Genomic DNA, 25,088 nt, shown 5'->3' on the forward strand with positions numbered 1-25,088 from the left:
ATCAGCGGCCCTCGGCGATCTCGGCGACCCGCGCGCGCACCGCGTCGAGCGCGGCGTCGACGCCGCCGAGGTCGGACCCGGCGCCCTGCGCCATGTCGCCCTTGCCGCCGCCGCGGCCACCGATCTTGGGCCCGAATGCGGACACGAGCTCCCCGGCCTCGACCCCGAGATCCTGTGCGGCCTTGTTCGCGGCGACGACGAACGGCACCTTGCCGTCCGCGTCACCGAGCAGCACCACGACGGCCGGGTCGGTACCGAGCCTGCCGCGCACGTCCGCGACGAGCGAACGAAGGTCGCCCACACCGACGCCGGCGGGTGCCTTGTCGGCGACGAGCCGCACCGCACCCACGCGCTGCGCCTTGCTCGCGAACTCGCTCGCCGCCGCCAGGACGGCCTTCGCGCGGGTCTGTTCGAGTTCCTTCTCGGCGACCCGGAGCCGGTCGACGAGCGCCTCGACGCGCGCGGGAACCTCGTCGGCGGGGACCTTGAGCGACGACGACAGGCCGGCGAGCAGTGCGCGTTCCTTCGCGAGGTGCTTGTACGAGTCGAGACCGACGTAGGCCTCGACACGGCGCACACCCGAGCCGACCGACTGCTCGCCGAGGAGAGTCACCTGACCGATCTGTGCGGACGACCCGACGTGCGTACCGCCGCACAACTCCATCGAGAACGGGCCGCCGATCTCGACGACACGGACCTCGTCGCCGTAGTTCTCCCCGAACAGGGCCATCGCGCCCATCTTCTTGGCCTTGTCGAGGTCGGTGACGAAGGTGTTGACCGCGTAGTCCGCGGCGACGGCCTCGTTGGCGACGACCTCGATGTCCTGCTTCTGCTGCTCGGTGAGCGCGCCCTGCCACGAGAAGTCGAAGCGCAGGTAGCCGGGCTTGTTGAGCGAACCCGCCTGGACCGCATTGGGTCCGAGCACCTGACGCAGGGCAGCGTGCACCATGTGGGTGCCCGAGTGGCCCTGTGTCGCGCCCTTGCGCCAGTCGGCGTCGACCGAAGCGAGGACGGTGTCGCCCTCGGTGATCTGCCCCTCGGCGACGGTCACCTTGTGCACCCACAGCTTCCTGGCGATCTTCTGCACATCGCCCACCCGCGCGCGCATGCCTGCCGCAGTGATCGTGCCGGTGTCGGCGATCTGGCCACCCGCCTCGGCGTAGAGGGGGCTGCGGTCGAGGATGACCTCGACGTCCTCGCCCGCTGCGGCGGTGGGCACCCGCACGCCCCCCTTGACGAGCGCCAGCACGGTGGCTTCGCTCACGAACTCTTCGAAACCGGTGAACTCGGTGGGGCCGCGGTCGACGAGTTCCTTGTAGATGCTGAGGTCGGCGTGCGCGTGCTTGCGGGCCTGCGCGTCTTCCTTCGCACGCTTGCGCTGCTCGGCCATGAGCGTTCGGAATCCCGCTTCGTCGACCGTGAGCCCCGCCTCGGCTGCCATCTCGAGGGTGAGGTCGATCGGGAACCCGTAGGTGTCGTGCAGAGTGAACGCCTCGGTGCCGCCGATGACCGTGGCACCCGACGCCTTGACCGCGTCGGCCGCGCCCTCGAACAGCTTCGACCCCGACGCCAGGGTTTTGAGGAAGGCGGTCTCCTCGCCGACCGCGACATTCGAGATGCGCGCGAAATCGGTGTCGAGGACCGGATACGACTGCGCCATCGTGTCGCGCACGACGGTCATGAACTCGAGCATGCTGGGCCGATCGGCGCCGAGGAGCTTCGCGGACCGCACGATGCGGCGCAGCAGGCGCCGCAGCACGTACCCGCGGCCGTCGTTGCCGGGGTTGACGCCGTCGGCGATGAGCATCGCGGCGGTGCGCGCGTGATCGGCGATGACACGGAATCGCACGTCGTCCTCGTGCTTCGCGCCGTACGCGCGGCCGGACAGTTCCTCGGCCTTCGCGATCACGGGACGCACGAGGTCCGTCTCGTACACATTGTCGACGCCCTGCAACAGGAACGCGACACGCTCGATGCCGAGTCCGGTGTCGATGTTCTGCTTCGGCAGGGGGCCGAGGATCTCGAAGCTGTCCTTGCCGGTGCCCTCGCCGCGCTCGTTCTGCATGAAGACGAGATTCCAGATCTCCAGGTAGCGGTCCTCGTCCGCCTCGGGGCCGCCGTCGACGCCGTACTCGGGGCCGCGGTCGTAGTAGATCTCGGAGCACGGACCGCACGGACCGGGGATGCCCATCGACCAGTAGTTGTCGGCCATGCCGCGGCGCTGGATGCGCTCCTCGGGGATGCCGATCTCGTCGTGCCAGATGGCGTGCGCCTCGTCGTCGTCGAGGTACACGGTCACCCACAGCCGCTCCGGGTCGAAGCCGTAGCCGCCGTCGTCCTGGGACGACGTCAGCAGCGTCCAGGCGTGCTCGATCGCGCCCTGCTTGAAGTAGTCGCCGAAGCTGAAGTTGCCCGCCATCTGGAAGAACGTGTTGTGACGGGTCGTGACGCCGACGTTTTCGATGTCACCGGTGCGCACACACTTCTGCACGCTCGTCGCGGTGTCGTAGGGCGGGGTCTGCTGGCCGAGGAAGTACGGCTTGAACTGGACCATGCCCGCGTTGACGAACAGCAGGTTCGGATCGTCGAGGATCAGCGACGCGCTCGGCACCTCGGTGTGCCCCGACTTGACGAAGTGGTCGAGGAAGCGCCTGCGAATCTCGTGGGTCTGCACGTCGATGATCCTTATTGTCTGTCTCGTGGGTGGCTGTTCTGTCTCGCGGGTGGCCGGCAGGCGTCGTGAACGGCGACCCGCGGGGCGGGTCGGCTCGCGGCGGACTCCGTGCGTGCAGCCGCCTGTCCGCATTGTGGGCACGGCACGACACGCCGTAGTCAAGCTTAACCGTCCGGCCGGCGTGCGACCGGAGCCGGTCGCCGGGCTCACACGACCGAGAAGCCTGCGGGCAGCGGCGCACGCCCCGTGAGCGCTCGGAGCAGCGAGTTCGTGTGACCGCCGAGCGCGGCGACCCGGACCGCGAGGTTCGTCGCGGTGTCCGCGACAGGTTCAGGGAGGGTGATCTCGACGCCGATCGCCGCACCGAGGTCGAGCGAGTGCACCGCGAGCTCGAACGTGCGGGTCGGCAGGTACCGGGACAGCCGCATCCCGCCCGCGGGGGTGTGCACGATGCGGTCGCCGTCGAGTTCGGTGACGAGGGTCGCCGCGCGGCGCGCATACTCCTCGAGCGTGCGTACGGGATCGGCGCCGAGCGCGACCCCCGCCTCGACCCCCCGCTCGGTGGCGGCCGCGCTGTGGGCCACCGTGGCGATCGCCCGGTAGTAGGCGGCGGCCGAGCCGACGTCCACCTCGAGCGCGGCCGTCGCAGCGTAGTCGACGACGGTCGTGAGCGACCGTCCCGCGTGGCCGACGAGCGAGCGCACGCTCCACTCCCCCAGTCCGGGGCGTTCCCACGCGTCGTCGGGCACCCGTCGCGCCGTGGCGAGCAGCAGGTCCGCGCCCGCCACGAACGCCGCGACGGGATCGGCGAGCTCGGGCGAGGTCATCGCACACCCCCGTACAGTCGCGCCCGACACCGTCGGGCTCCTGGTGGCGACGCTACCGCCGGCCCCGCACGATGGCGCGCAGTTTGCCGAGCCGTTCGCGGATACCACGCTCGGCGCCGTGGTTCGTGGGCTCGTAGTAGTCGATGCCGACGAGCTCGTCGGGCGGGTACTGCTGCGGCAGCACGCCGTCGGGATGGTCGTGCGGGTATCGGTAGCCGACGGCGTTGCCGAGTTGCTGCGCGCCCGAGTAGTGGCCGTCGCGCAGATGCGGAGGAACCAGTCCGGCCTTGCCCGCTGCGACGTCGGCCATCGCGGCACCGATCGCCGACACGACGCCGGGCGATTTGGGTGCGGTCGCGAGATGGATCGTCGCCTGTGCGAGCGCGAGCCGCGCTTCGGGCATTCCGATCAGCTGCACGGCCTGCGCCGCGGCCGTCGCCGTCTGCAATGCGGTGGGATCGGCCATGCCGATGTCCTCGCTCGCGTGGACGACGAGCCTGCGCGCGATGAACCGCGGATCCTCGCCCGCGGTGATCATGCGGGCGAGGTAGTGCAGCGCGGCGTCGACATCCGAGCCGCGGATCGACTTGATGAACGCACTGATGACGTCGTAGTGCTGGTCGCCGTCGCGGTCGTAGCGGACCGCGGCCTTGTCGACGCTCGCCTCGACCGTTTCGAGATCGATCGTGACCGGCCGGTCCGGGGCGTCGTGGTCGCCCTGCGCGGCGTCTGCCGCCGCCTCGAGCGCGGTGAGCGCACGTCGCGCGTCGCCCGCCGCGAGCCGGACGAGGTGTTCACGGGCGTCGTCGGCGAGTACGACGGTGCCGGCAAGGCCCCGTTCGTCCGTGCACGCGCGGCCCAGCAGTTCGCGGATGTCGTCGCTCGTGAGCGACTGCAACTGCAGCACGAGCGAACGCGACAGCAACGGGGACACCACGGAGAAGGACGGGTTCTCGGTGGTGGCCGCGACGAGCAGCACGATCCGGTTCTCGACGGCCGCGAGCAGCGCGTCCTGCTGAGTCTTGGAGAACCGGTGGACCTCGTCGATGAACAACACGGTCTGTTCGCCGCCGAGCAGACGGCGCCGAGCGAGCTCGATGACGCCGCGCACTTCCTTGACGCCCGCCGACAGCGCCGACAGCGCCTCGAACCGTCTGCCCGTGGCACCCGAGATCAGCGAGGCGAGGGTCGTCTTGCCGGTGCCGGGCGGGCCGTACAGCAGCACCGACGCGGCGCCCGAACCCTCGACGAGGCGGCGCAGCGGCGCACCCGGCCCGAGCAGATGCGACTGGCCCAGCACCTCGCCGAGCGTGCGCGGCCGCATCCGTACCGCGAGCGGCGCACGGGGGTCGACACGGTCGGGGGCGGCGGGCGGCGCCGACGACGCCGGCTCGGCCGATTCGGTCTCGAACAGGCCCGCCGACTCGGTTTCGAACAACTCGCTCACCGGTCCGACGGTACCCGCAGGCCGCGACACGTCCCGCCGCGGTGACACGCACCCCATCGACGGGTACGGCACCGGCGAACGGTGCATGAACAGTACGAAGCTCGCGGCGTGGACGCTTGAACAGAAGACCGGTACACGGTCGGATCGACACGTGCCCGCATCGCAGCCCCGCTCACCGTCTCCCGTCCGCGCACGCACCGCCGTGTCCCGCCGCACACTGCTGCGTTCGGCGACTCTGACCGGTGCCCTCGTGTGGGCCGCCCCCGCACTCGCGCATGCCGCCGAACCGGTGTTCGCGCACGGTGTCGCGTCGGGCGATCCCCTGCCCGACGCGGTGGTGCTGTGGACGCGCGTGACACCGTCGCCCGACGCCACCCCCGGCTCGGGCCGCGGCGACGCGGTCGACGTCGAGTGGGCGGTCTCGCGGGACGAGGCGTTCACCGAGGTCGTCGCGAACGGCCGCGTCACGGCGGGTCCGTCACGCGATCACACCGTCTCGGTGGACGTCGACGGGCTCGCACCGGCCACCACGTACTTCTACCGGTTCGCGTGCCGCGGCACGGTCAGTGCGGTCGGACGGACCAGGACGACGGCCGCGCCGGGCACGACTCCGGAACGACTGCGATTCGGAGTCGCATCGTGTTCGAACTGGGAAGCCGGATTCTTCGCCGCCTACCGGCATCTCGCGGCGCGCGACGACCTCGACGCCGTCGTCCACCTGGGCGACTACCTGTACGAGTACGCGCGCGGCGGCTACGCGGGCAGGCACGGTGCCGTGCGTCCACACGAGCCGGCCCACGAGATCGTGAGCCTGGCCGACTACCGCATCCGGCACGCGCAGTACAAGACCGATCCGGACCTGCAGGCACTGCACGCACGGGTGCCGTGGATCGTGACGTGGGACGACCACGAGAGCGCGAACGACGCCTACGCGGGTGGAGCGGAGAACCACGATCCGGCGACCGAGGGCGCGTGGGCGGACCGCCGGGCGGCCGCACTGCAGGCATATCTCGAGTGGATGCCCGTGCGGACCGCGGGCAGCGCGGGCGACGTGCATCTGTACCGGCGGTTCCGGTTCGGCGACCTCGCGGAACTGTCGATGCTCGACCTGCGCAGCTACCGCGACCGGCAGGTGCCCGCCCTCGCGGGCGCATTCGTCGACGCGCCGGACCGGTCGATCACGGGCCCCGCGCAGATGGAATGGCTGATCGGCACCGTCACGACCACGTCCGCGCTGTGGAACCTGATCGGCAATCCGGTGATGATCGCACCGCTCGCGCTGCCTCCGCTCGAGCCCGACGAGACACGTGCCCTGACCGAACTGACCGGGATCCCGGAGCACGGCGTACCGGTCAACGCCGACCAGTGGGATGGCTACGCCGCGGACCGCGCCCGCTTGTTCGACGCCCTCGCGGGCGCCGGGCGCGCCGACACCGTGTTCCTCACGGGCGACATCCATTCGAGCTGGTGCGCGGACCTGCCCCTGGATCCCGCGGCCTATCCCGCGAGCCCGGTGGTCGGCACCGAGATGGTGGTGACGTCGGTGACGTCGAAGAATTTCGACGAGATCCTCGGCACACCACCGCGCAGCACCTCGGTGGGTATCGAGGCCGCCGTGACCGCGGTCAACCGGCACATCCGCTGGACCGAACTCGACTCGCACGGCTACGGGGTGTTCGAGGTGACCGCGCAGGCCGCGCAGATGGACTGGTTCTTCGTCGACGACCCGACCGACCCCGCGGCGGGCGTGCGGGTAGGGGCGAGCATGCGCGTGCCCCGCGGCGCGGGACGCGTCGAGCCTGCCGCTCCCCTCGGCTGACGCCGGTCAGTCCGCCAGCCGCGCCGCCACCTCGGTGGCGTGATGCGCCACGGCGGCGTTGCCCGCACGCTCGGCCGACATCGCGACCTGCGCCCAGCGGCGCTGCAGCGCCTCGATGCGCGGAACCGACAACGTGTGGTCGCGCACCGCGGCGACTCGCTCCCCCTCACCGGGCAGGAACATCCACGTGCTGAACCACACCCAGATGAGCTCGGCTTCGGCCAGGCGCGCCGCGAGCACGTCGTCGTCGGCGAGCGCGGGCCACATACCGACGACCTCCGCGCGCCACGCGTCGGCCATCGCGTCCGCCCGCTCCTGCGACAGCTCGATGCTGCACAGACACCCGGGGAACGAGACACGCGCGTACGCGATGTCGAGCAGCGCATCGCGGAAGCCGCCCCACTCGTAGTCGAGGAACCGGACACCCTCGTCGTTGACGATGATGTTGTCCGGGCACAGGTCGGCCGAACTGAACGCACGGAAGCCGCCGCTGCGGAAGAGCTTCGCCGCGCGCGACGCGACCGCGCGCACCTCGTCCGACACCGTCACGCCGAGCATGTCGGACAGCAGCTGCGGCACCGACTCGACTGCGGCGTCCACCTGCGACGCGATCGCGTCGTCGTAGTGCGCGACCTCGGCGCGGCGCAGCAGCGCCGTGAAGTCCTCCTCACGCCCCACGGTGGCTGCGTGCATACGGCCGAGCGCCTGCGCCATCGCCATCAGCGTGTTGGTGACCGTGTCGTGGTCGGACTTGCCGACGAGCTCCGCGAACGGAGTCGAGTCGCCGAGGTCGGTGAGCACCAGCAGCCGCGACGGCAGATCGGATGCGAGCAACTCGGCTCCCGGCCTGCTCTCGGTGGCGAGCGCGGTAGCGAACTGGTAGCTCACGACCTCGCGGAGGAAAGCGTTCTCGGACCCCTGCGCTTCGACGGCCCCGTACTGCTTGAGCACGAGGGTGCGTGGCAGCGAGAAAGGATTCTCCGCGACACGCACGCGCAGCACGATCGTGCGGCCGCTCCCCCCGAGGTCGATCGGATCCACCAATGTCACCGTTGCCCCGGTTCGGCGCGTGAGCAACCTCTCGGCTGCGGCGACTACCTCTGAAACGGGGTCTGCCAGTATCGCGGTCATCACGATCCAACCTACCTGCAGATCGCCGTGAACAGGCGCTCACATGCCGAGTCTTGTCGATTCCGAGACCATGGACGAGCTCCCGGTCACGACCCGAACCGACGCGGGCTACGTCACTCGGCAGGCTTGGCGTCGGCTGTGCCCTTGTCGCCCTTCTCGCCCTTCTCACCCTTGTCGACCGGCTTCGCGTCGATGCCCGATTCCTTGCGCTGCTGCGGCGTGATCGGCGCGGGCGCGTCGGTCAGTGGATCGACACCGCCGCCCGACTTCGGGAAGGCAATGACCTCGCGGATCGAATCGACGCCCGCGAGCAGCGCGGTGATGCGGTCCCAGCCGAAGGCGATGCCGCCGTGCGGCGGCGCGCCGTAGGAGAACGCGTCGAGCAGGAAGCCGAACTTCTCCTGCGCCTCGTCCTCGGCGATACCCATCACCTTGAACACCCGCTCCTGGATGTCCTTGCGGTGGATGCGGATGCTGCCGCCGCCGATCTCGTTGCCGTTGCACACGATGTCGTAGGCGTACGCGAGAGCCGAACCGGGATCGGTGTCGAAGGTGTCCATCGACTCCGGCTTGGGCGAGGTGAACGCGTGATGCACCGCGGTCCACGCACTGTGCCCGAGAGCGACGTCACCGCTCGCGGTCGCCTCCTCGGCAGGCTCGAACAGCGGGGCGTCGACGACCCACACGAATGCCCACGCGTCCGGATCGATGAGGTCCTGCTTGCGGGCGATCTCGCCGCGAGCCGCACCGAGCAGGGCGCGCGAACTCTTGACTCCGCCCGCCGCGAAGAAGATGCAGTCGCCCGGCTGCGCGCCGACGTGCGCGGCGATACCCGCCCGCTCGGCGTCGCTGATGTTCTTCGCGACCGGGCCGGTGAGCGTGCCGTCCTCGCCGACGAGCACGTAGGCGAGCCCCTTGGCTCCGCGCTGCTTCGCCCACTCCTGCCACGCGTCGAGTTGGCGACGCGGCTGGCTCGCGCCGCCCGGCATGACGACCGCACCGACGTACGGCGCCTGGAACACACGGAAGGGCGTATCGGCGAAGAACTCGGTGCACTCGACGAGCTCGAGACCGAACCGCAGGTCGGGCTTGTCGGTGCCGAACCGCCGCATCGCGTCGGCGTACGTCATCTGCGGGATCGGCGTGGTGATCTCGTGACCGATCAGGCGCCACAACGAGACGAGGATCTCCTCGGCGAGGAGGATCACGTCCTCCTGCGTGACGAACGACATCTCGATGTCGAGCTGAGTGAACTCCGGCTGCCGATCGGCGCGGAAGTCCTCGTCTCGGTAGCACCGGGCGATCTGGTAGTAGCGCTCGACGCCCGACACCATGAGCAGCTGCTTGAACAGCTGCGGGCTTTGCGGCAGTGCGTAGAACTCGCCCGGATGCAGGCGGGCCGGCACGAGGAAGTCGCGCGCGCCCTCCGGCGTCGACCGCGTCAGCGTCGGCGTCTCGACCTCGACGAACTCGTGCGTCGACAGCACGTCACGGGCCGCCGCGTTGACCCTGGACCGCAACCGCAGCGCGTGGCCCGGTCCCGGGCGGCGCAGATCCAGGTAGCGGTACTTCAGGCGCGCTTCCTCGCCCGGCTGGTCGTCGAGCTGGAAGGGCAGCGGCGCGCTCTCCGACAGGACCTCGAGCTCGGTCGCGTTGACCTCGATCGCACCGGTCGGGATGTCGAAGTTCTGGTTGCCCTCCGGACGCACCTCGACCACTCCGGTGACCTTCACGCAGTACTCGGCGCGCAGACGGTGCGACTGCTCGGCCGCCTCGCCTTCGCGGAAGACCACCTGCGCGACGCCGGACGCGTCGCGCAGATCGATGAAGATCACCCCGCCGTGATCACGGCGCCTCGCGACCCACCCGGTGAGGGTGACGGTCTGCTCGACGTTCTCGGCTCGCAACGAGCCGGCGAGATGGGTGCGCAGCACGGGATTCCTTTCGGGGAAAGTCGGGCGGGATAGTCCGTTGCCTGCGATATTACGGAGCGGGCCGGTGTGAGACGAAACGCATGCCCGCATCCGGGCTCGTGGCTCCGCCACACGGCACGGGATGCACGCGCAGAAGGGACTCCGCCGCAATGACGTTCGACGAAGGTGCGAGGCTCGATCCGGGCCGGGTCCGTTCCGGCGGCGGCCCGGGCCGGGGCGGCAAGCTCGCGCTCGGCGGCGGCGCGGGCGGACTGCTCGTACTCGTCGTCGCGCTGCTGCTGGGCGGCGACCCGGGCAGCCTGCTCGGCGACTTCACCGGAACCACCGGAGACGGCGGCGGCGCCGATCTCGCGCACTGCACCAGTGGCGCGTCCGCGAACACCGACGTCGACTGCCGCATCGTCGGCACGGCCACGAGCCTCGACGACGTGTGGGCCGCTCAACTCCCCGCCCAGACGGGCGTCGAGTACGTGCCACCCGAGGTCGTGCTGTTCTCCGGGTCCGTCGCGACCGGCTGCGGCAATGCGACCAGCGACGTCGGCCCCTTCTACTGCCCCGCGGACCAGGTCGCGTACTTCGACACGAGCTTCTTCCAGGTGCTGGTCGACCGGTTCGGGTCGAGCGGCGGCCCCCTCGCGCAGGAGTACGTCGTTGCCCACGAGGTGGGTCATCACATCCAGAATCGGCTCGGCGACCTCGGGCGTGCCCAGTCCGACCCGCACGGCGCCGAATCGGGTTCGGTGCGCACCGAACTGCAGGCCGACTGCTACGCCGGCCTGTGGGCGCACTATGCCGCCACGACCCCCGCACCGGGCGGCGGTGAGCCGCTGCTCGAACCGCTGACCGACGCGGACGTGCAGGACGCGCTGTCCGCCGCGTCGGCGGTGGGCGACGACCGGATCCAGGGCTCCGCCACCGGACGCGTCGACCCGGAGAGCTGGACGCACGGCTCGTCGGCGCAACGTCGGTCGTGGTTCCAGGCGGGCTACCGCACGGGCGACGTGGCTGCATGCGACACCTATACGGCGGCCGACCTCGACCGGCCGTGAGCGGACTCAGCTCGCGGCGGCGAGCGCGTCGTCGAAGCGGTCGAGGAGGTAGCCGGCCTGCCCGTAGTTGCTGACGAGCGCGTAGCCGCCGGGATGCACCCGGCCGGCCTGCCCGGCGGGCGACCCGGTCAGCAGCGGCGACGCGACGAGCGAGCCCACCTGACCGAACGGCTGCACCGGGTCGCTCATGGTGGAGCTGTAGAGCACGAGCGACCCGTCGACGTAGTCGCCGAGATCCTCACGCGACATCTGTCGCTCGCCCGGCCCGCGGGTGGGCGTCATGTCGCGCGTCGACGGCGCGAACCGCGCACCCGCCGAGGTCAGGATCTCGCCGACCATCGACTCGGGGCCGTACGCCCAGAACTCCTGCGCGTCGTACGAATCGAGAAAGCTGACGGTCTCGCGCGCGAGCACGTCCGCGTGACGGGTGGCGACGTCGCGCGCGTGCCGCTCGAGGTCCGCGTCCAGATCCGCCTTGCGGTCGGTGCGGCCGACCGCGTCCGCGACGACGTCGATGCGGCGCTGCCAATCACTGCGCAACTCGCCTTCGATGGGCACCAGCACGACCGGGGCGAGCGCCCGCAGTTGTGCCAGCACCGCCGGATCGGTGCCGCTGTGCGAGAAGATCAGGTCGGGCTCGAGGGCAGCGATCTCCTCGACGTCGACGGATTCGCCGTCGGTGACGACCGGAACGTCGGCGATCTGCCTCATGTACTCGGGCACGACGATCGACGGCGGCACCGACGCAGCGCCTACCGGCACGATGCCGAGATCGAGCAGCGGCTGGGTACCGATGTTGTGGGTCGTGACGATGCGTTGCGGGTCCACCGGCACGTCGACCACGCCACCGGGCGTCTCGACGGCGCGCGTCTCGGTTCCGCGCGTTGCGCCTGCGCCCTCGCTCGACGAGCAGCCGACGACGGTCACTGCCGTCAGCGACATCACCAGCGCGGCAATCGTCTTCGATATGTGCACGACAGTCCTTTCCGCGGCGTCGCCGTGTCCTCCGGCGTGTGCATCGTAGGGGCCGCCGTCAGAACAGTGTGGGCTCCGGCGAGCGTCGGATCGGCGGCGCGGCAGCCACCTGCTCGGCGGGCGCGGCGTCGCGGTGGCCCGACGCATGATCGAAACCGTGTCTCGTGCGCAGCGGCGCGATCCGCTCGGCCAGCATCCGCCGGTACTCGGGTGGCACGTACGCACCGCGGCCGTAGAGCTCGCGGTAGCGCCGCACGAGGGCGGGATGTTCGCGCGCGAGCCACCCGAGGAACCACCCCTTGGTACTTCCTCGCAGATGCATCGGGAACGCGGTGACCCCCGCGGCACCGGCAGCGGAGAGCGCACCGAACAGCGCGTCGAGGTGGTCGACCGAGTCGGTGAGGAAGGGGATGACAGGTGCGACCATGACGTGGCAGTCGAACCCCGCGTCGGCGACGGCGCGGACGAGGTCGAGCCGCGCCCGCGGCGACGGGGTGCCCGGCTCGAGCTGCTTCTGCAATTCCTCGTCGAACACTGCGAGCGAGATGCCGATCGACACCGGCACACTCTCGGCAGCACCGCGTAGCAGCGGGAGGTCGCGTCGCAGCAGTGTGCCCTTGGTGAGGATCGAGAAGGGTGTACGGGATTCGGCGAGCGCCCCGATGATGCCGGGCATGAGCCGGTATCTGCCCTCGGCACGCTGGTAGGGGTCGGTATTCGTGCCGAGCGCGACGGCTTCGCGGCGCCAGGACGCGCGGCGAAGTTCCTTGCGCAGTACCGCCGCGATGTTGAGCTTGACCACCACCTGCGAGTCGAAGTCGGCGCCCGCGTCGAGTTCCAGGTACTCGTGCGAGGGGCGCGCGAAGCAGTAGCGGCACGCGTGGCTACAGCCCCGGAAGGCGTTGACGGTGTATCGGAACGGCAGCGCCGATTCCTCCGGGACCTTGTTGAGCGCGCTCTTGCACAACACCTCGTGGAAGGTGACACCGTCGAACTCCGGTGTGCGTACCGACCGCAGCACACCCGATCGCTCGAGCCCCGGCAGCGCACCGTCGTCGACGTCGAGCCGCTGACCGTTCCATCGCATACCGAGAGTCGAACACAGGTTCGAACCGGTGTCAATCGCTCCCCCGCGGCGCCACGCGGCCGTGTCGGTCGTGCACGCCCGAGCGCGTGCGCTAAGGTTCCGTGCGAACGTCACGTCATCCGGGGGGAGTCCATCATGAGCGACGTCTCGGTCGTCACCGACGGCATCCGCGCCTACGGCGCCACGACAGCGCAGGCCGCCGAACAGGTCGCCGCCGCAGGCGCTTTCGATCTCGCAGCGAACATCGCGGCACTCACGCCGGTCCTCGGCCCCATCGGCGCCGATTTCCTGGCCGCGTTCGCGCACGCACAGGGCACGCACGCCGAAGCGGTCGCCTCGCTCGCGAACTTCTACACGCAGACCGCGCTCGCCGCGAACGCCAGCGCGGACGGGTACGACGACACCGACGCCGGTACCGGTTCCGCACTGGGCGGTCTCGGGCCGGACATGGGAGGCCTCGCGTGAGCGCGTTCGAACCCGCGAACATCGATCTCGGCACCGGCCCCGCACCCGAGCCCGCCGCACCCGCGACCGTCGGGGACGCGCTCGCCGGCGGTCCGGTCGGCGACTTCCTGGCCGCCCCGCTGCCCGCCAGCCCGATGGAGGCGCTGGAGAGTTCGCCGCTCGGTTCACTGCTGGACACTCCGCTCGGCGAACTGCCACCGCTCCCGCAGCTGCCTCCCCTCCCGCCCAACCCGATCGAGGCGCTCTTCTCCGGGCAGGGCCTCGCCGGTCTGCCCGGCATCGACCAGCTCCTCGCGCCGCTCACGCAGCTGGGCGGACTGTTCGGGTCGGGCACGCTGGGCGGCGGCGGGTTCGATCCCACCGCGATCCTCGAATCGTCCTCCAAGGTCCTCGACCAGGTCATGTCGATGAGCATGAGCGGGCTCCAGGCACTCGACCAGGTGTGGCAGAGCAACGCGGCCCAGGCCGCACAGGATCAGGGCCGCCAGGCCCAGACCAGCGGTGGCGAACTGAGCGATCAGGGCAAGCAGATCGGTGCCACGACGCAGACGGCCGCGGCGGCCGTCGCGCGGGGCAATGCGAACCTCGAGACCGTCGCGCAGTCGTTCGCGGCCACCGCGGTTGCCGCGGCACCCGTCGCGCTCACCCCGCCCGGCCAGTCGATGCTCCTCGCGTCGGCCGCCGAGCATCTCAAGGCTGCCGTCGCCATCGTCACCGGCACGCGCACCGAACTCAACGAGCACACGCTCACCATGAACGGCCTCGCCTCACCGGTCCCCGTGCCGACGGCGCCCGGTGGGGCCGCGGGCGGCACCTCGCCGTTCGCGGTCGCGAGCGAGCTCGTCGAGGGTGTCGGCAAGCCACTCGTCTCGACGGTGACCGACGGTGTGGGTCAGCTCGCGTCGAGTCAGTCGTCGCTCTCCGACATCTCGTCCGGTGGATCCGGCTCCGGCGCGGCCGCACACACGAGTGCCGCATCCGCGGCGGGCGGTGCAAGCGGCATCGGCGGCGGTGGCGCAGGCGGCGTTGCGGGCGGCGGCGCCTCGGCGAGCGCACCACTCGCTCCGGCTCCCCCGGGCCCGGCCCCGGCCCCGGCCGCAGGCGCCGCGGCGCCCGTCGCGGGTTTCGCGGCCGGTGCCGCGCCCGCCGCCGCGGCAGGCACGCCGATGGCAGGCGGCATGGGCGGCGCGGGCATGGCAGGCGCCGGCCGTGGGCAGGGTTCGGACACCGAGCACACCCCGTCCACGCCGTCGTATCTGCAGGGAACCGGCTCGTCCGACACCTTCGGCACCGACCTGCCGATGGTCGCGCCCGCCGTCATCGGCGCGGACGAACTGGCCGACGACGCGTTCGACTGACCGATCGGTCGTCCACCGCTCAGTCGTCCACCAGGTCCGCGACTTCCTGATCGGACAGCACACTGCGTCCGGGCCGCCCCCTGCCCTTGACGAGCTCGGCCGCACGATAGAGCGGACGCTGCACGAGGCCCGCTCCCCGTGCCTCGGCCCGCAACTGTTCGACGAGAACCGACACGATCGCCGCGGACGAGGGCAGGCTGCCCGCCGCGAGTGCGTCGGCGAGGCGGCGCAACGCGAGCACGTCGAGTTCGCGTCCGCCGCCCTCGGCATACAGGGCGACCGGCACGGACACGGTCGTGCGGCCGTCGGTGATCTCGACCGACACCTCGCCGATCCGCATGGTGCGCACCACCAGGTCGACGCCGGTCGCGTCCGTGACGTCGAGCGTGCGCGAGCGCAGCCCCGACACCACGTGCACCGTGGTGCCGGTCAGCGTGATGCCGCGACGCAGACCCGCGAGGGCACCGCCCGCGACCGGCACCGCGACGACGGCCGCGACCACCGCACCGACGACGGGCGAGCCGAACAGTGCGGCGAGCACACCGAGGAGCGCGCCGATCACGACGGCTCCCGCCGCGAGCCTCTTCAGCCGGGGCGCGATCAGTTCCGACGGAACCAGGTCGAGCGCGACCTGCTCCGCGTCAGCTCCCAAGGAGCACCCCGACGCGCGCGAGGACGTCGGCGAGGGGCACGGTCTCCTGCTCGCCCGTCGAGAGCTGCTTGACGACGACCGTGCCTTCGTCGAGTTCGCGCTCGCCGACGACGAGCGCGAGGCGCGCGCCCGACCGGTCGGCTGCCTTCATCGCGCCCTTCATGCCGCGGTCGCCGAACACGAGGTCGACGCTCACGCCCGCACCGCGCAGTTGTTGCGCGAGCACCAGCAGGCGCGTCTTCGCCTCCGCGCCCATCGGTACCCCGAACACCTGGACTCGCCCCTCGCCCGCGACGGACTTTCCCTCCGCCGCGAGCGCGAGGATCGTGCGGTCGACGCCGAGGCCGTAGCCGATGCCCGACACGGGCTGGCCACCCAGCTGCTCCATGAGACCGTCGTACCGGCCGCCGCCACCGATACCGGACTGGGCGCCGAGCCCGTCGTGCACGAACTCGAAGGTCGTCTTCGTGTAGTAGTCGAGCCCGCGGACCATGCGCGGGTTGATCACGTACGGCACCCCCAGCGCGTCGAGATGCGCGAGGACCGAGTCGAAGTGCGCCTTCGCCGACTCGGACAGGTGATCGAGCATGAGCGGCGCGTCGGCGGTCATCTCACGCACGTCGGGGCGCTTGTCGTCCAGCACACGCAGCGGGTTGATGTCGGCCCGGTGCCGGGTCGCCTCGTCGAGGGGCAGCGCCTTCAGGAAGTCCTGCAGGAGTTCGCGATACTGCGGGCGGCAGGTGTCGTCGCCGAGCGAGGTGATCTCGAGCCGGAATCCTTCGAGTCCGAGACTGCGGAAGCCGGCATCCGCGGTGGCGATCACCTCCGCGTCGAGCGCCGGATCGTCGACACCGATCGCCTCGACACCCACCTGTTGCAGCTGACGATAGCGGCCGGCCTGCGGGCGTTCGTAGCGGAAGAACGGGCCGCTGTAGGCGAGCTTGACCGGCAGTTGCCCGCGGTCGAGGCCGTGTTCGATGACCGCGCGGATGACCCCGGCGGTGCCCTCCGGGCGCAGCGTCACCGAGCGGTCGCCTCGGTCGGCGAAGGTGTACATCTCCTTGCTGACGACGTCGGTCGATTCGCCGACGCCGCGCGCGAACAGCCCGGTGTCCTCGAAGATCGGCAGCTCGACGTGGCCGTATCCGGCCAGCCGCGCCGCGCGCAGCAGGCCGTCGCGGACGGCGACGAAGTCGGCGGACTGCGGCGGAACGTAGTCGGGGACGCCTTTGGGGGCGGAGAAGGTACTGGCTTTGCTCACGGTTCTACTTTTCCCTATCGCGTTCCGGACAGTCCAACCAGGAAGGGGTTGGCGCGCCGCTCGTCTCCGATCGTGGACGTGCCGCCGTGCCCCGGGAGCACGACGGTGTCGTCCGGCAGCGGCAGCAGGCGCGCGGCGATCGACTCGAGGAGCTGTTCGTGATCGCCGCCGGGCAGGTCGGTGCGTCCGATCGAGCCCTGGAACAGGGTGTCGCCGGTGAACGCGAGCCGCATCGGCTCCGCGGAGGCGACAACCGTGCCGAACACGACGGACCCCTGCGTGTGGCCGGGGGTGTGGTCGACGGTGAACTCGATCCCCGCCTCGGTCACGACGTCGCCGTGGTGCAACTCGATCACCCGGTCGGGCTCGGTGAACTCGGCGCCTTCGAGGAACGGCTGCAGCGTGGGCCCGATGCCGCGCCCGGGGTCGGTGAGCATGTACCGGTCCTCGGGGTGGATGTACGCGGGGATCGCGTACCGCTCGCACACCTGCCGCGCGTTCCACACGTGGTCGAGGTGCCCGTGGGTGAGCAGAACCGCGGTCGGGGTCAGGCCCTTGTCGGCGAGGAATGCGGCGAGTGGCTCGGCGGCGTCCTGGCCGGGATCGACGACGACACACTCGGTCGCGTCGTCGCGGGCGACGACATAGCAGTTGGTCTGGAACATTCCTGCCGGGAAGCCGGTGACGAGCACGTCCGTCGCTCCTGTCGTAGGTGTGAGCTGTCGCCGAACAGCCTAGTTGTCGTTCCCGCGGAGCCGATGGGCGCGGACCCGTGGCCCGCTTCTCAGGTTCTCGTGCAAGACTCGCATTCCGAAGGATCGTGCCCGAGGCATCTCGGGTGCACGGGAACACGACGGATGCACGGGAAGACACGGGAGGGTCATCGCAGTGCCGAGCAACCAGCAGCGACGGGAAGCAGCCAAGCGGAAGCTGGAGCGTCAGCTCGAGCGGCGCGCTCAGCGTGCCCGCAAGCGCAAGCAGCTCACCATCGCGGGGTCCGTGATCGGTGTCGTGGTGGTCGTCGCCGCTGTGGGTGTCGTGGTGAGCCTCACCCGTGGGGACGACCCCGAGCAGGCCGCGTCGCCCGAGACGACGGCGGGCGTGCTGCCTGCGAGCCGGGCCGAGCCGCTCCCCGACACCGTCTCGTGCACGTACGCACCGGACGGCCAGCCGCCTGCCCGTGAGGTGCAGGCACCGCGCACCGAGGGCATCGAGACGACCCTCGAGACGGTCAGTGTGAGCATGACCACCTCGCAGGGCAATGTCGGGCTCACGCTGCAGAATTCCGACTCGCCGTGCACGGTCAACAACTTCCTGAGCCTCGCGTCCCAGCACTACTTCGACGGCACGCCGTGCCATCGCCTCACGACGGGTGACGCGCTGCGCGTGCTGCAGTGCGGCGACCCCACCGGAACCGGCACCGGCGGACCCGGCTACGGCTTCGCCAACGAGTTCCCGACCGACCAGTACGACCCGTCGGATCCGGCCGCGCAGAGCCCGGTCACCTACCCGAGGGGCACGATCGCGATGGCGAACACGGGCCAGCCGAACAGCAACGGCAGCCAGTTCTTCCTCGTCTACGGCGACTCGCAGTTGCCGCCGCAGTACACCGTGTTCGGCACCGTCGACGAGACCGGGCTCGAGACGCTCGACAAGATCGCGGCGGGCGGCAGCGACAACGCGAACGGCCCCGGCGACGGCAAGCCGAACACGCCGGTGGACCTCACCACCGTGCTGATGGACTGATCCAGTACCCATTTCGCCCAGCAGCGGCGTCCAGCAAGAGGAGTACCCATGAAGCGCAGTTCCGTCGCCGTCGCCGCGATCGGGCTCGCCCTCGTCGTGTCGGGTTGTTCCGACGACGGCGACACCGGTTCGGCCGCGACCACCTCCGCGAACACGTCCGCGACCACCGCGAGCGCCACCGCCGCCCCGATCGACCTGTCGGGCTACCCGGCGCTGCCCGACGTGCCCGCCGCCGCAGCGCCCACGGTCGACTGCGGATATCGCGACGCGCGCACGCCCGCGAAGGAGGTCGAACGCCCCGCGGGCACCGGGGTGTCGACCGAGGGCACCACGCCGGTCACGCTGACGACGAACCAGGGCCCCGTCGGGCTCGAACTCGATCGCGCGCAGGCGCCGTGCACCGTGGAGAGCTTCGTGACCCTCGCGCGGCAACAGTATTTCGACGACACGCCGTGCCACCGCCTCACCGCCGGCCGCGGGCTGGACGTCCTGCAGTGCGGCGATCCGAGCGGACGCGGCACGGGCGGGCCGGGTTACGAGTTCGACAACGAGTACCCCGAAAATGCCTACGCGCCGGGCGATCCCGCACTCGACCAGCCCGTGGTGTATCCGCGCGGCACGGTGGCGATGGCGAACGCGGGCCCGGGCACCAACGGCAGCCAGTTCTTCCTCGTGTACTCCGATTCCGCGTTGCCGCCCGCCTACACGGTGTTCGGGCGGATGACCGACGAGGGCCTCGCGACCGTCGAGAAGATCGCCGCGGCGGGCACCGACAACTCGAACGGCAACGGCGACGGCCGGCCGAACAGCGACGTGACGATCGAGTCCGCGACGGTCGCCTGACAGGTCTCGTGGCAGCACGCATCGTCGGACAGGTCACGGGCGACGCGACTCGCCGGTGGGGTGTGCGGGGCACCGACCTCGGAGTCCCCGTCGAACTCGCGGACGGCCGCATCGGGTACTTCTTCGGCGACACCTTCGCGTCCGCCCACGCGGGCGGACGCGGCTGGCGCTCGCCGGTGATGCTGCGCACCGACCGGGTACCGCCGGCAGCGGGCATCGCGTTCACGTCGGCAGCGGGCGGCAGACGCGCCGCACAGATCCTGCCGAATCAGCGCGACACCCGCGAGGTACCGGCAGTCGAGGCGCCGGGCAGCGAGTTCACCGTGATCCCGTCCGATGCGATCACGATCGGCGCGCGTACCTACCTGTCGGTGGTGAGCGTGCATTCGTGGCGTGCGGCCGACTGGATGTCGAATTTCACCTATCTCGCGTGGTCCGACGACTGCGGCGAGACGTGGGCTCGCAGCCCGGCTCGGTGGGACAACACGCCGGGAGCGCTCGATCAGCACTGGACGATGGAGCGCCGCGACGGCTACGTGTACGTGATGTCGTCGGCATTCGGCCGCCGGGAGCGCGACGGCGTGATCCTGCGGCGGGTGCGCGAGGACGCTCTGCTCGACCCCGCCGCCTACGAGCCGTGGGGCTGGACGCGCGAGCACGGCTGGCGGTGGGGCACTCCCGCGACGCCGATCCTGCCGGGGCCGGTGGGCGAGATGAGCCTGCGTCTGGTCGACGGCGTGTGGGTACTCGCGTACTTCGATCCGGCGGCGTACGCGATCGTCACCCGGGTCGCCGACCGCGTCGACGGCGTGTGGAGCCCGCCCGCGGTGCAGGTACACGGCGGCGCGTGGGACGACCACGGCGGCGCGGGAGGGCGCGACGGCACCGGCCCGGTCGCGCAACTCTACGGCGGGTACGTGCACCCGCTGTCGACGCTCGACGACCTGCACCTGCTGGTGTCGCAGTGGAACACCACGCGCGGCGCGCCGTACCGCGTGCTGCATGCGCGCGGCTCGGTGGCGGATCAGGCCGCGGAGGTCATCCGGTAGACGTCGTACACGCCCTCGACGTTGCGCACCACGTTGAGGACGTGGCCGAGGTGACGTGGATCGCTCATCTCGAAGGTGAACTTGCTGATCGCGACGCGGTCGCCCGATGTGGTGACCGACGCCGACAGGATGTTGACCTTCTCGTCGGCCAGCGCCTTCGTGACGTCGGACAGCAACCGGTGCCGGTCGAGGGCCTCGATCTGGATCGCGACGAGGAATACCGACGACGGCGACGGCGCCCATTCGACGTCGATGATGCGCTCGGATTGTGCCTGCAGCGACGCCGCATTGGTGCAGTCGGTGCGGTGCACACTGACCGCACCGCCGCGCGTGACGAAGCCCATGATCTCGTCGCCCGGCACCGGAGTACAGCACTTCGCGAGCTTCGCGACCGTGCCCTCCGCGCCCGGCACCAGGATGCCCGCGTCGCCGGTGCTGCGCGGCCGCATGGGCACGGTCGACGGCGTCGCCCGTTCGGCGAGCTCCTCCTCGACGTCGCCGACGCCTCCGAAGTGCGCGACGAGCCGCTGCACCACGTGGTGCGCGGACACCTGGTTCTCCCCCACCGCCGAGTACAGCATCGACACGTCGGCGTACCGGAGTTCGTGGGCGATCGCCGACATCGACTCGGCGTTCATGAGCCGCTGCAACGGCAGCCCGACGCGGCGCACTTCCTTCGCGATCGCATCCTTGCCGGTTTCGAGTGCCTCCTCGCGGCGTTCCTTCGCGAACCACTGCCGGATCTTGGTCTTCGCGCGCGGCGAGACCACGAACGTCTGCCAGTCGCGGCTCGGGCCCGCATTGACGGCCTTGGACGTGAAGACCTCGACGACCTCGCCGTTCTCGAGGGTGCGTTCGAGCGCGACCAGTCGGCCGTTGACGCGGGCGCCGATACACCGGTGCCCGACCTCGGTGTGCACCGCGTACGCGAAGTCGACGGGCGTCGACCCCGCGGGCAGCGTGATGACGTCGCCCTTCGGGGTGAAGACGAAGATCTCCTTCGCGGCGAGGTCGAAGCGCAGCGATTCGAGGAACTCGCCGGGGTCGGCGGCCTCACGCTGCCAGTCGAGCAACTGGCGCATCCAGGCCATGTCGTCGATCTCGGCGATGTCCGACGAGTGCCTGCCCTTGGTCTCCTTGTACCGCCAGTGCGCGGCGATGCCGAACTCGGCGGTGCGGTGCATGTCGTGCGTGCGGATCTGCACCTCGAGCGGTTTGCCCTCGGGGCCGACGACGGTGGTGTGCAGCGACTGGTACACGCCGTACCGCGGCTGCGCGATGTAGTCCTTGAACCTGCCCGCCATCGGCTGCCACAGGGAGTGCACGACGCCGACGGCGGCGTAACAGTCGCGGACCTCGTCGCACAGGATGCGCACGCCCACCAGATCGTGGATGTCGTCGAAGTCGCGGCCCTTGACGATCATCTTCTGGTAGATCGACCAGTAGTGCTTCGGCCTGCCTTCGACGACCGCGTTGATACGCGACGCCGACAGCGTGTTGTTGATCTGGGCGCGAACCTTCGCGAGATAGGTGTCGCGTGAGGGGGCGCGGTCGGCGACCAGGCGGACGATCTCGTCGTACTTCTTCGGGTGCAGGATCGCGAACGACAGGTCCTCGAGCTCCCACTTGACGGTCGCCATGCCGAGCCGGTGCGCGAGCGGCGCGATGACCTCGAGGGTTTCCTTCGCCTTGCGCGCCTGCTTCTCCGGTGGCAGGAACCGCATCGTGCGCATGTTGTGCAGACGGTCGGCAACCTTGATCACGAGCACGCGGGGGTCGCGCGCCATCGCGATGATCATCTTGCGGATCGTCTCGCCCTCGGCGGCATTGCCGAGCACGACCTTGTCGAGTTTCGTGACACCGTCGACCAGGTGTGCCACCTCGCCGCCGAACTCGGCGGTGAGCTGTTCGAGCGAGTACCCGGTGTCCTCGACCGTGTCGTGCAGCAGCGCCGCCACCAGGGTGGTCGTGTCCATGCCCAGTTCGGCGAGGATGCTCGCCACCGCGAGCGGGTGTGTGATGTACGGGTCGCCCGACTTGCGACGCTGCCCCTCGTGGCGTTCCTCGGCGACGTCGTATGCGCGCTGCAGCAGCGCCAGGTCGGCTTTCGGGTACAGCTCCCGATGCAGGCTGACGAGCGGCTCGAGAACCGGCCGGACCGTGGCACTGCGGCCGCCCGTGATGCGCCGCGCGAGGCGGGCACGGACGCGACGCGACGCCGACGTGGGCACCGGGGCCGGCTGGGCCGGACGCGCGGGCGCCGGCCGTTCGGGGACGGCGCGGTCGGCCACTGCCTGCTCGGACCCGGCGTGCTCGGAGGCAGCGGAGGACTGCGCCGGGCTCCGGCGCGTGTCGTTCGTGTCCCGCGACCGATCCAGGTTCTGGGTCACCGCGTCACCTCCCACTCCGTCGCGTCGGTCTCGCCGCCGCCGGTTCGCATCCACTGCGCGGGCGCCCTCAGGGTGCCGCCACGACGAGCGTAATGCTTCACACGGTGATCAACGACGTCACGGGGTACCTTCCGAGCCTGTCGCGGCCGCCGAGTTCGCCGATTTCGAGGACGACGGCGATGCCGGCCACCACGGCACCCGCGCCTTCGACCAACCGTGCCGTCGCATCCAGCGTGCCACCCGTGGCCAGCACGTCGTCGACGATCAGCACCCGCTTGTCTGTCAACACCACGCCCTCGGCAGGAATTTCCAGCGACGCCTCGCCGTACTCGAGGGCGTAGGTGGCCGAACGCACCGGCGGCGGCAACTTGCCCGCCTTGCGGACCGCGAGCAGACCGCTGCCGAGCTGCCGCGCCACCCCGCCGCCCACCAGGAATCCACGCGCGTCGACGGCGGCGATGACATCGGCGTCGCCCGCGCAGTCGGCGACCTCGGACACGATCCGCCCGAATGCCTCGGCATCGGCGAACACCGGTGTCAGATCGGCGAACAGCACCCCCGCGACGGGGAAGTCGTCGACCCAGTGCGTCAGCCTTTCGAGGTACTCACGCGCGGAGGTGGGCGCCGGCTCCGGCAGGACGCCCGTCGCGAGGTCGGTCGTCCCGATCGTGTCCGTACTCATCTGCGCATTACCCACCTGTCCATGTTCCATCCTGTTCCTGCGCGGTTCGGGCCGGGCACGACGCCCTCCATCCCGTCCGCGTACATCACTGCGCGCACCTGGTCGTACAACGGCAGGGTCGGCATCGCGCCCCACAGCAGCGTCTCGGCCTCCTGCACGAGCCCGAGCCGCACCGACGTCGACGACTCGACCGCGAGCTGGTCGGCGATCGCGTCGTACCTGCCGTTCGAGAATCCGCCGGCATTGGCGGCGACACGCGAGTGCAGCGCGTACAGCCGTTCGGCGGGTTCGGTGGCGCCGGTCGCGCCCTGCTTGCCGCCGGTACCGCCCAGCACCGCGTCGACCGCACCGGTGCGCAGGGCGTCGGGCGTGAAGTCGGCGCTGCCCGCGTCTTCGACGGTGATCCCGGCGGGCGCGCACGCCTCGGCGACGGCCGCGACCACTGCTGCGCGCGCGTCGTTCGGCGTCAGATAGCCGACCCGCACGGTCGCGGACTGGACACCCGCCTCGGCGAGCGCGCTGCGCGCCGCCGCGGTGTCCGCACTGCGATATCCGCCGCCCGCGGTTCCCGCGGCCTGTGCGTACAGCAGCGAGTTGGAGGCCACGATCCGGCTGTCGACGACTCCCGAGCCGAGCCCGGTCGCGGGCGGGGCACCACCGTCGGAGGCGCTGCCGAACTCGCCGAACAGGTCTTCGCGCGGAATGCACGCCGCGAACGCGCGGCGCACCGCGTCGCTGCCGAGGGTGCCCTGCGTCGCGAGCACGAACTGCTCGACCGCGGGCGACACCGCGTGCGTCGTGGTCAGGCCGTCGAGGTCGGTACGCGCGCCTGCACCCGCGTCGACCACCTCGATGTCGCCGGACGACACGAGGTCGCCGATGTCGCTGGTCGACGGGTAGACGACGATCTGCTCGGTCGCGGGCCGGTTGCCCCACCACTTGTCGTTGGCGGTGAGGACCACGCCGCCGTCGTCGTCGATCGAGTCGAGCCGGTACGGCCCTGCCGACGGGAACAGTGCCTCGTCGACGTCGCCTTCCTCCGGAAGGTTCCAGCCGGTGTTCCAGAACTCGGCGATCCGGTCGACGTCGGCGGGATTGCCGTCCTGCAGCGCAGTGGTGACGTCGACTCCGGTGGCCTGACGGACGACATGCGACGGCATGAGCGTGGTGGCGCCGAACAGCGACCGCCAGTCGAGTACGCCGCGGCCGGCGCGGAACACGACGGTCGCATCCTTGCCGCCGGGTGTGCAGTCGATGCGGTCGATGTCGGAGTACCCGGCCGTGTCGCCTGCCCGGAACTGCGGGAACTCGCCGCTGCGTGCCGCCCAGGCGAGGACCAGGTCGTCGCACGTGAGGGGTGTGCCGTCGGAGTAGACGGCATTCGGGTTGAACGAGTAGGCGATCGTGAGCGGGTCGCCCGGAACCTGCTGCGCCGTGCCGACGTCGGTGTCGGACACCGCGCCGCCTTCCGGTCCGATGTACCCGAAACCGGGCAGCACGCGGCCGAACGCCGCGAGGGCGCCGGAATCGGCGCCCTCGACGGTGCCCGCGTTGTAGGTGCCCAGCACGTTGTCGATCGCGTAGCCGATCGACGGCACCTGTTCGCCTTCGGACTGCGCACAGCCCGCGGCCGTACCTGCGGCGACGGCGATCGCCGTGGCCGCTGCCACGGCTGCGGGGCGGGCGCGCACGCTCATGA

At 70.7% G+C, this 25,088-nt stretch carries 20 protein-coding genes; 7 read left to right on the top strand and 13 right to left on the bottom strand.

Features of this window, described 5'->3' with window-relative positions; genetic code table 11:
- Position 1: 1 nt before the first annotated feature.
- The 3 genes from alaS to HCA44_RS00535 form a co-directional block, all read right to left on the bottom strand.
- On the bottom strand, positions 2-2,674 hold the full coding sequence (alaS, locus tag HCA44_RS00525) for an alanine--tRNA ligase (RefSeq protein ID WP_169646592.1): 2,673 nt from the start codon (positions 2,672-2,674) through the stop codon (positions 2-4).
- A 206-nt stretch (positions 2,675-2,880) separates the two neighbouring features.
- Positions 2,881-3,501: a maleylpyruvate isomerase N-terminal domain-containing protein gene (locus HCA44_RS00530; protein WP_169646593.1), complete on the bottom strand. Its 621-nt coding sequence runs from the start codon at positions 3,499-3,501 to the stop codon at positions 2,881-2,883.
- A 52-nt stretch (positions 3,502-3,553) separates the two neighbouring features.
- Positions 3,554-4,948, bottom strand: coding sequence for a replication-associated recombination protein A (locus tag HCA44_RS00535; protein ID WP_346764502.1), 1,395 nt, complete (start codon positions 4,946-4,948; stop codon positions 3,554-3,556).
- 151 nt (positions 4,949-5,099) lie between these two features.
- Here HCA44_RS00535 and HCA44_RS00540 point away from each other — a divergent pair, with 151 nt between their 5' ends.
- On the top strand, positions 5,100-6,767 hold the full coding sequence (locus HCA44_RS00540; RefSeq protein ID WP_346764503.1) for an alkaline phosphatase D family protein: 1,668 nt from the start codon (positions 5,100-5,102) through the stop codon (positions 6,765-6,767).
- A 6-nt stretch (positions 6,768-6,773) separates the two neighbouring features.
- Here the strand turns inward: HCA44_RS00540 and HCA44_RS00545 are convergent, their stop codons facing one another.
- Positions 6,774-7,898: a phosphotransferase gene (locus HCA44_RS00545; RefSeq protein ID WP_169646595.1), complete on the bottom strand. Its 1,125-nt coding sequence runs from the start codon at positions 7,896-7,898 to the stop codon at positions 6,774-6,776.
- Between the two features lie 113 nt (positions 7,899-8,011).
- Complete coding sequence (aspS, locus tag HCA44_RS00550; RefSeq protein ID WP_169646596.1) at positions 8,012-9,832, bottom strand: aspartate--tRNA ligase; 1,821 nt, start codon at positions 9,830-9,832, stop codon at positions 8,012-8,014.
- 149 nt (positions 9,833-9,981) lie between these two features.
- Here aspS and HCA44_RS00555 point away from each other — a divergent pair, with 149 nt between their 5' ends.
- Positions 9,982-10,881, top strand: a complete 900-nt coding sequence (locus tag HCA44_RS00555) for a neutral zinc metallopeptidase (RefSeq protein ID WP_169646597.1) — start codon at positions 9,982-9,984, stop codon at positions 10,879-10,881.
- 6 nt (positions 10,882-10,887) lie between these two features.
- Here the strand turns inward: HCA44_RS00555 and HCA44_RS00560 are convergent, their stop codons facing one another.
- Together HCA44_RS00560 and HCA44_RS00565 are read right to left on the bottom strand one after the other, a co-directional pair.
- Positions 10,888-11,856 carry an ABC transporter substrate-binding protein gene (locus HCA44_RS00560; protein ID WP_169646598.1) on the bottom strand — a complete coding sequence of 323 codons (969 nt, stop codon included), beginning with the start codon at positions 11,854-11,856 and terminating at the stop codon, positions 10,888-10,890.
- 58 nt (positions 11,857-11,914) lie between these two features.
- Positions 11,915-12,943 carry an Rv2578c family radical SAM protein gene (locus tag HCA44_RS00565; protein WP_169646599.1) on the bottom strand — a complete coding sequence of 343 codons (1,029 nt, stop codon included), beginning with the start codon at positions 12,941-12,943 and terminating at the stop codon, positions 11,915-11,917.
- Positions 12,944-13,078: 135 nt separating this feature from the next.
- Between HCA44_RS00565 and HCA44_RS00570 the strand changes: the two genes are divergently transcribed.
- A complete protein-coding gene (locus tag HCA44_RS00570) occupies positions 13,079-13,408 on the top strand; it encodes a type VII secretion target (protein ID WP_169646600.1) in 330 nt (109 codons plus the stop codon).
- Positions 13,405-14,766, top strand: coding sequence for a hypothetical protein (locus HCA44_RS00575; RefSeq protein WP_206037482.1), 1,362 nt, complete (start codon positions 13,405-13,407; stop codon positions 14,764-14,766). Before HCA44_RS00570 ends, HCA44_RS00575 begins: the two co-directional genes overlap by 4 nt.
- 19 nt (positions 14,767-14,785) lie before the next feature.
- On the opposite strand, the gene HCA44_RS00580 is transcribed toward HCA44_RS00575, so the two are convergent.
- From HCA44_RS00580 to HCA44_RS00590, 3 genes are read right to left on the bottom strand one after another with little or no spacing between them, the layout of a single operon-like run.
- Entirely contained in the window at positions 14,786-15,418 is a 633-nt protein-coding gene (locus HCA44_RS00580) for a hypothetical protein (RefSeq protein ID WP_169646601.1), read from the bottom strand.
- Positions 15,408-16,679 (bottom strand): histidine--tRNA ligase, encoded by a 1,272-nt coding sequence (gene hisS, locus HCA44_RS00585; protein ID WP_169646602.1) that lies wholly within the window; start codon positions 16,677-16,679, stop codon positions 15,408-15,410. The genes HCA44_RS00580 and hisS overlap by 11 nt, the downstream gene beginning before the upstream one ends.
- A 14-nt stretch (positions 16,680-16,693) precedes the next feature.
- Positions 16,694-17,371, bottom strand: coding sequence for an MBL fold metallo-hydrolase (locus HCA44_RS00590; RefSeq protein ID WP_169646603.1), 678 nt, complete (start codon positions 17,369-17,371; stop codon positions 16,694-16,696).
- 196 nt (positions 17,372-17,567) lie between these two features.
- Between HCA44_RS00590 and HCA44_RS00595 the strand changes: the two genes are divergently transcribed.
- Genes HCA44_RS00595 through HCA44_RS00605 form a run of 3 tightly spaced genes read left to right on the top strand, consistent with a single transcriptional unit; the run spans position 17,568 to position 20,317 of the window.
- Positions 17,568-18,425 carry a peptidylprolyl isomerase gene (locus HCA44_RS00595; protein WP_169646604.1) on the top strand — a complete coding sequence of 286 codons (858 nt, stop codon included), beginning with the start codon at positions 17,568-17,570 and terminating at the stop codon, positions 18,423-18,425.
- Between the two features lie 48 nt (positions 18,426-18,473).
- Entirely contained in the window at positions 18,474-19,268 is a 795-nt protein-coding gene (locus HCA44_RS00600) for a peptidylprolyl isomerase (protein ID WP_169646605.1), read from the top strand.
- 8 nt (positions 19,269-19,276) lie between these two features.
- A complete protein-coding gene (locus HCA44_RS00605) occupies positions 19,277-20,317 on the top strand; it encodes a DUF4185 domain-containing protein (protein WP_169646606.1) in 1,041 nt (346 codons plus the stop codon).
- Here HCA44_RS00605 and HCA44_RS00610 read toward each other — a convergent pair.
- From HCA44_RS00610 to HCA44_RS00620, 3 genes are all read right to left on the bottom strand, one after another.
- Positions 20,293-22,707, bottom strand: coding sequence for a RelA/SpoT family protein (locus HCA44_RS00610; RefSeq protein ID WP_169646607.1), 2,415 nt, complete (start codon positions 22,705-22,707; stop codon positions 20,293-20,295). The genes HCA44_RS00605 and HCA44_RS00610 overlap by 25 nt on opposite strands.
- Positions 22,708-22,804: 97 nt before the next feature.
- Positions 22,805-23,389, bottom strand: a complete 585-nt coding sequence (locus HCA44_RS00615) for an adenine phosphoribosyltransferase (RefSeq protein WP_240945213.1) — start codon at positions 23,387-23,389, stop codon at positions 22,805-22,807.
- Positions 23,386-25,086: an ABC transporter substrate-binding protein gene (locus HCA44_RS00620; RefSeq protein WP_169646609.1), complete on the bottom strand. Its 1,701-nt coding sequence runs from the start codon at positions 25,084-25,086 to the stop codon at positions 23,386-23,388. The genes HCA44_RS00615 and HCA44_RS00620 overlap by 4 nt, the downstream gene beginning before the upstream one ends.
- Positions 25,087-25,088: the final 2 nt, after the last annotated feature.

Origin of the sequence: Rhodococcus sp. HNM0569 (assembly GCF_012726205.1) — a bacterium.
Classification (GTDB): domain Bacteria; phylum Actinomycetota; class Actinomycetes; order Mycobacteriales; family Mycobacteriaceae; genus Rhodococcus_F.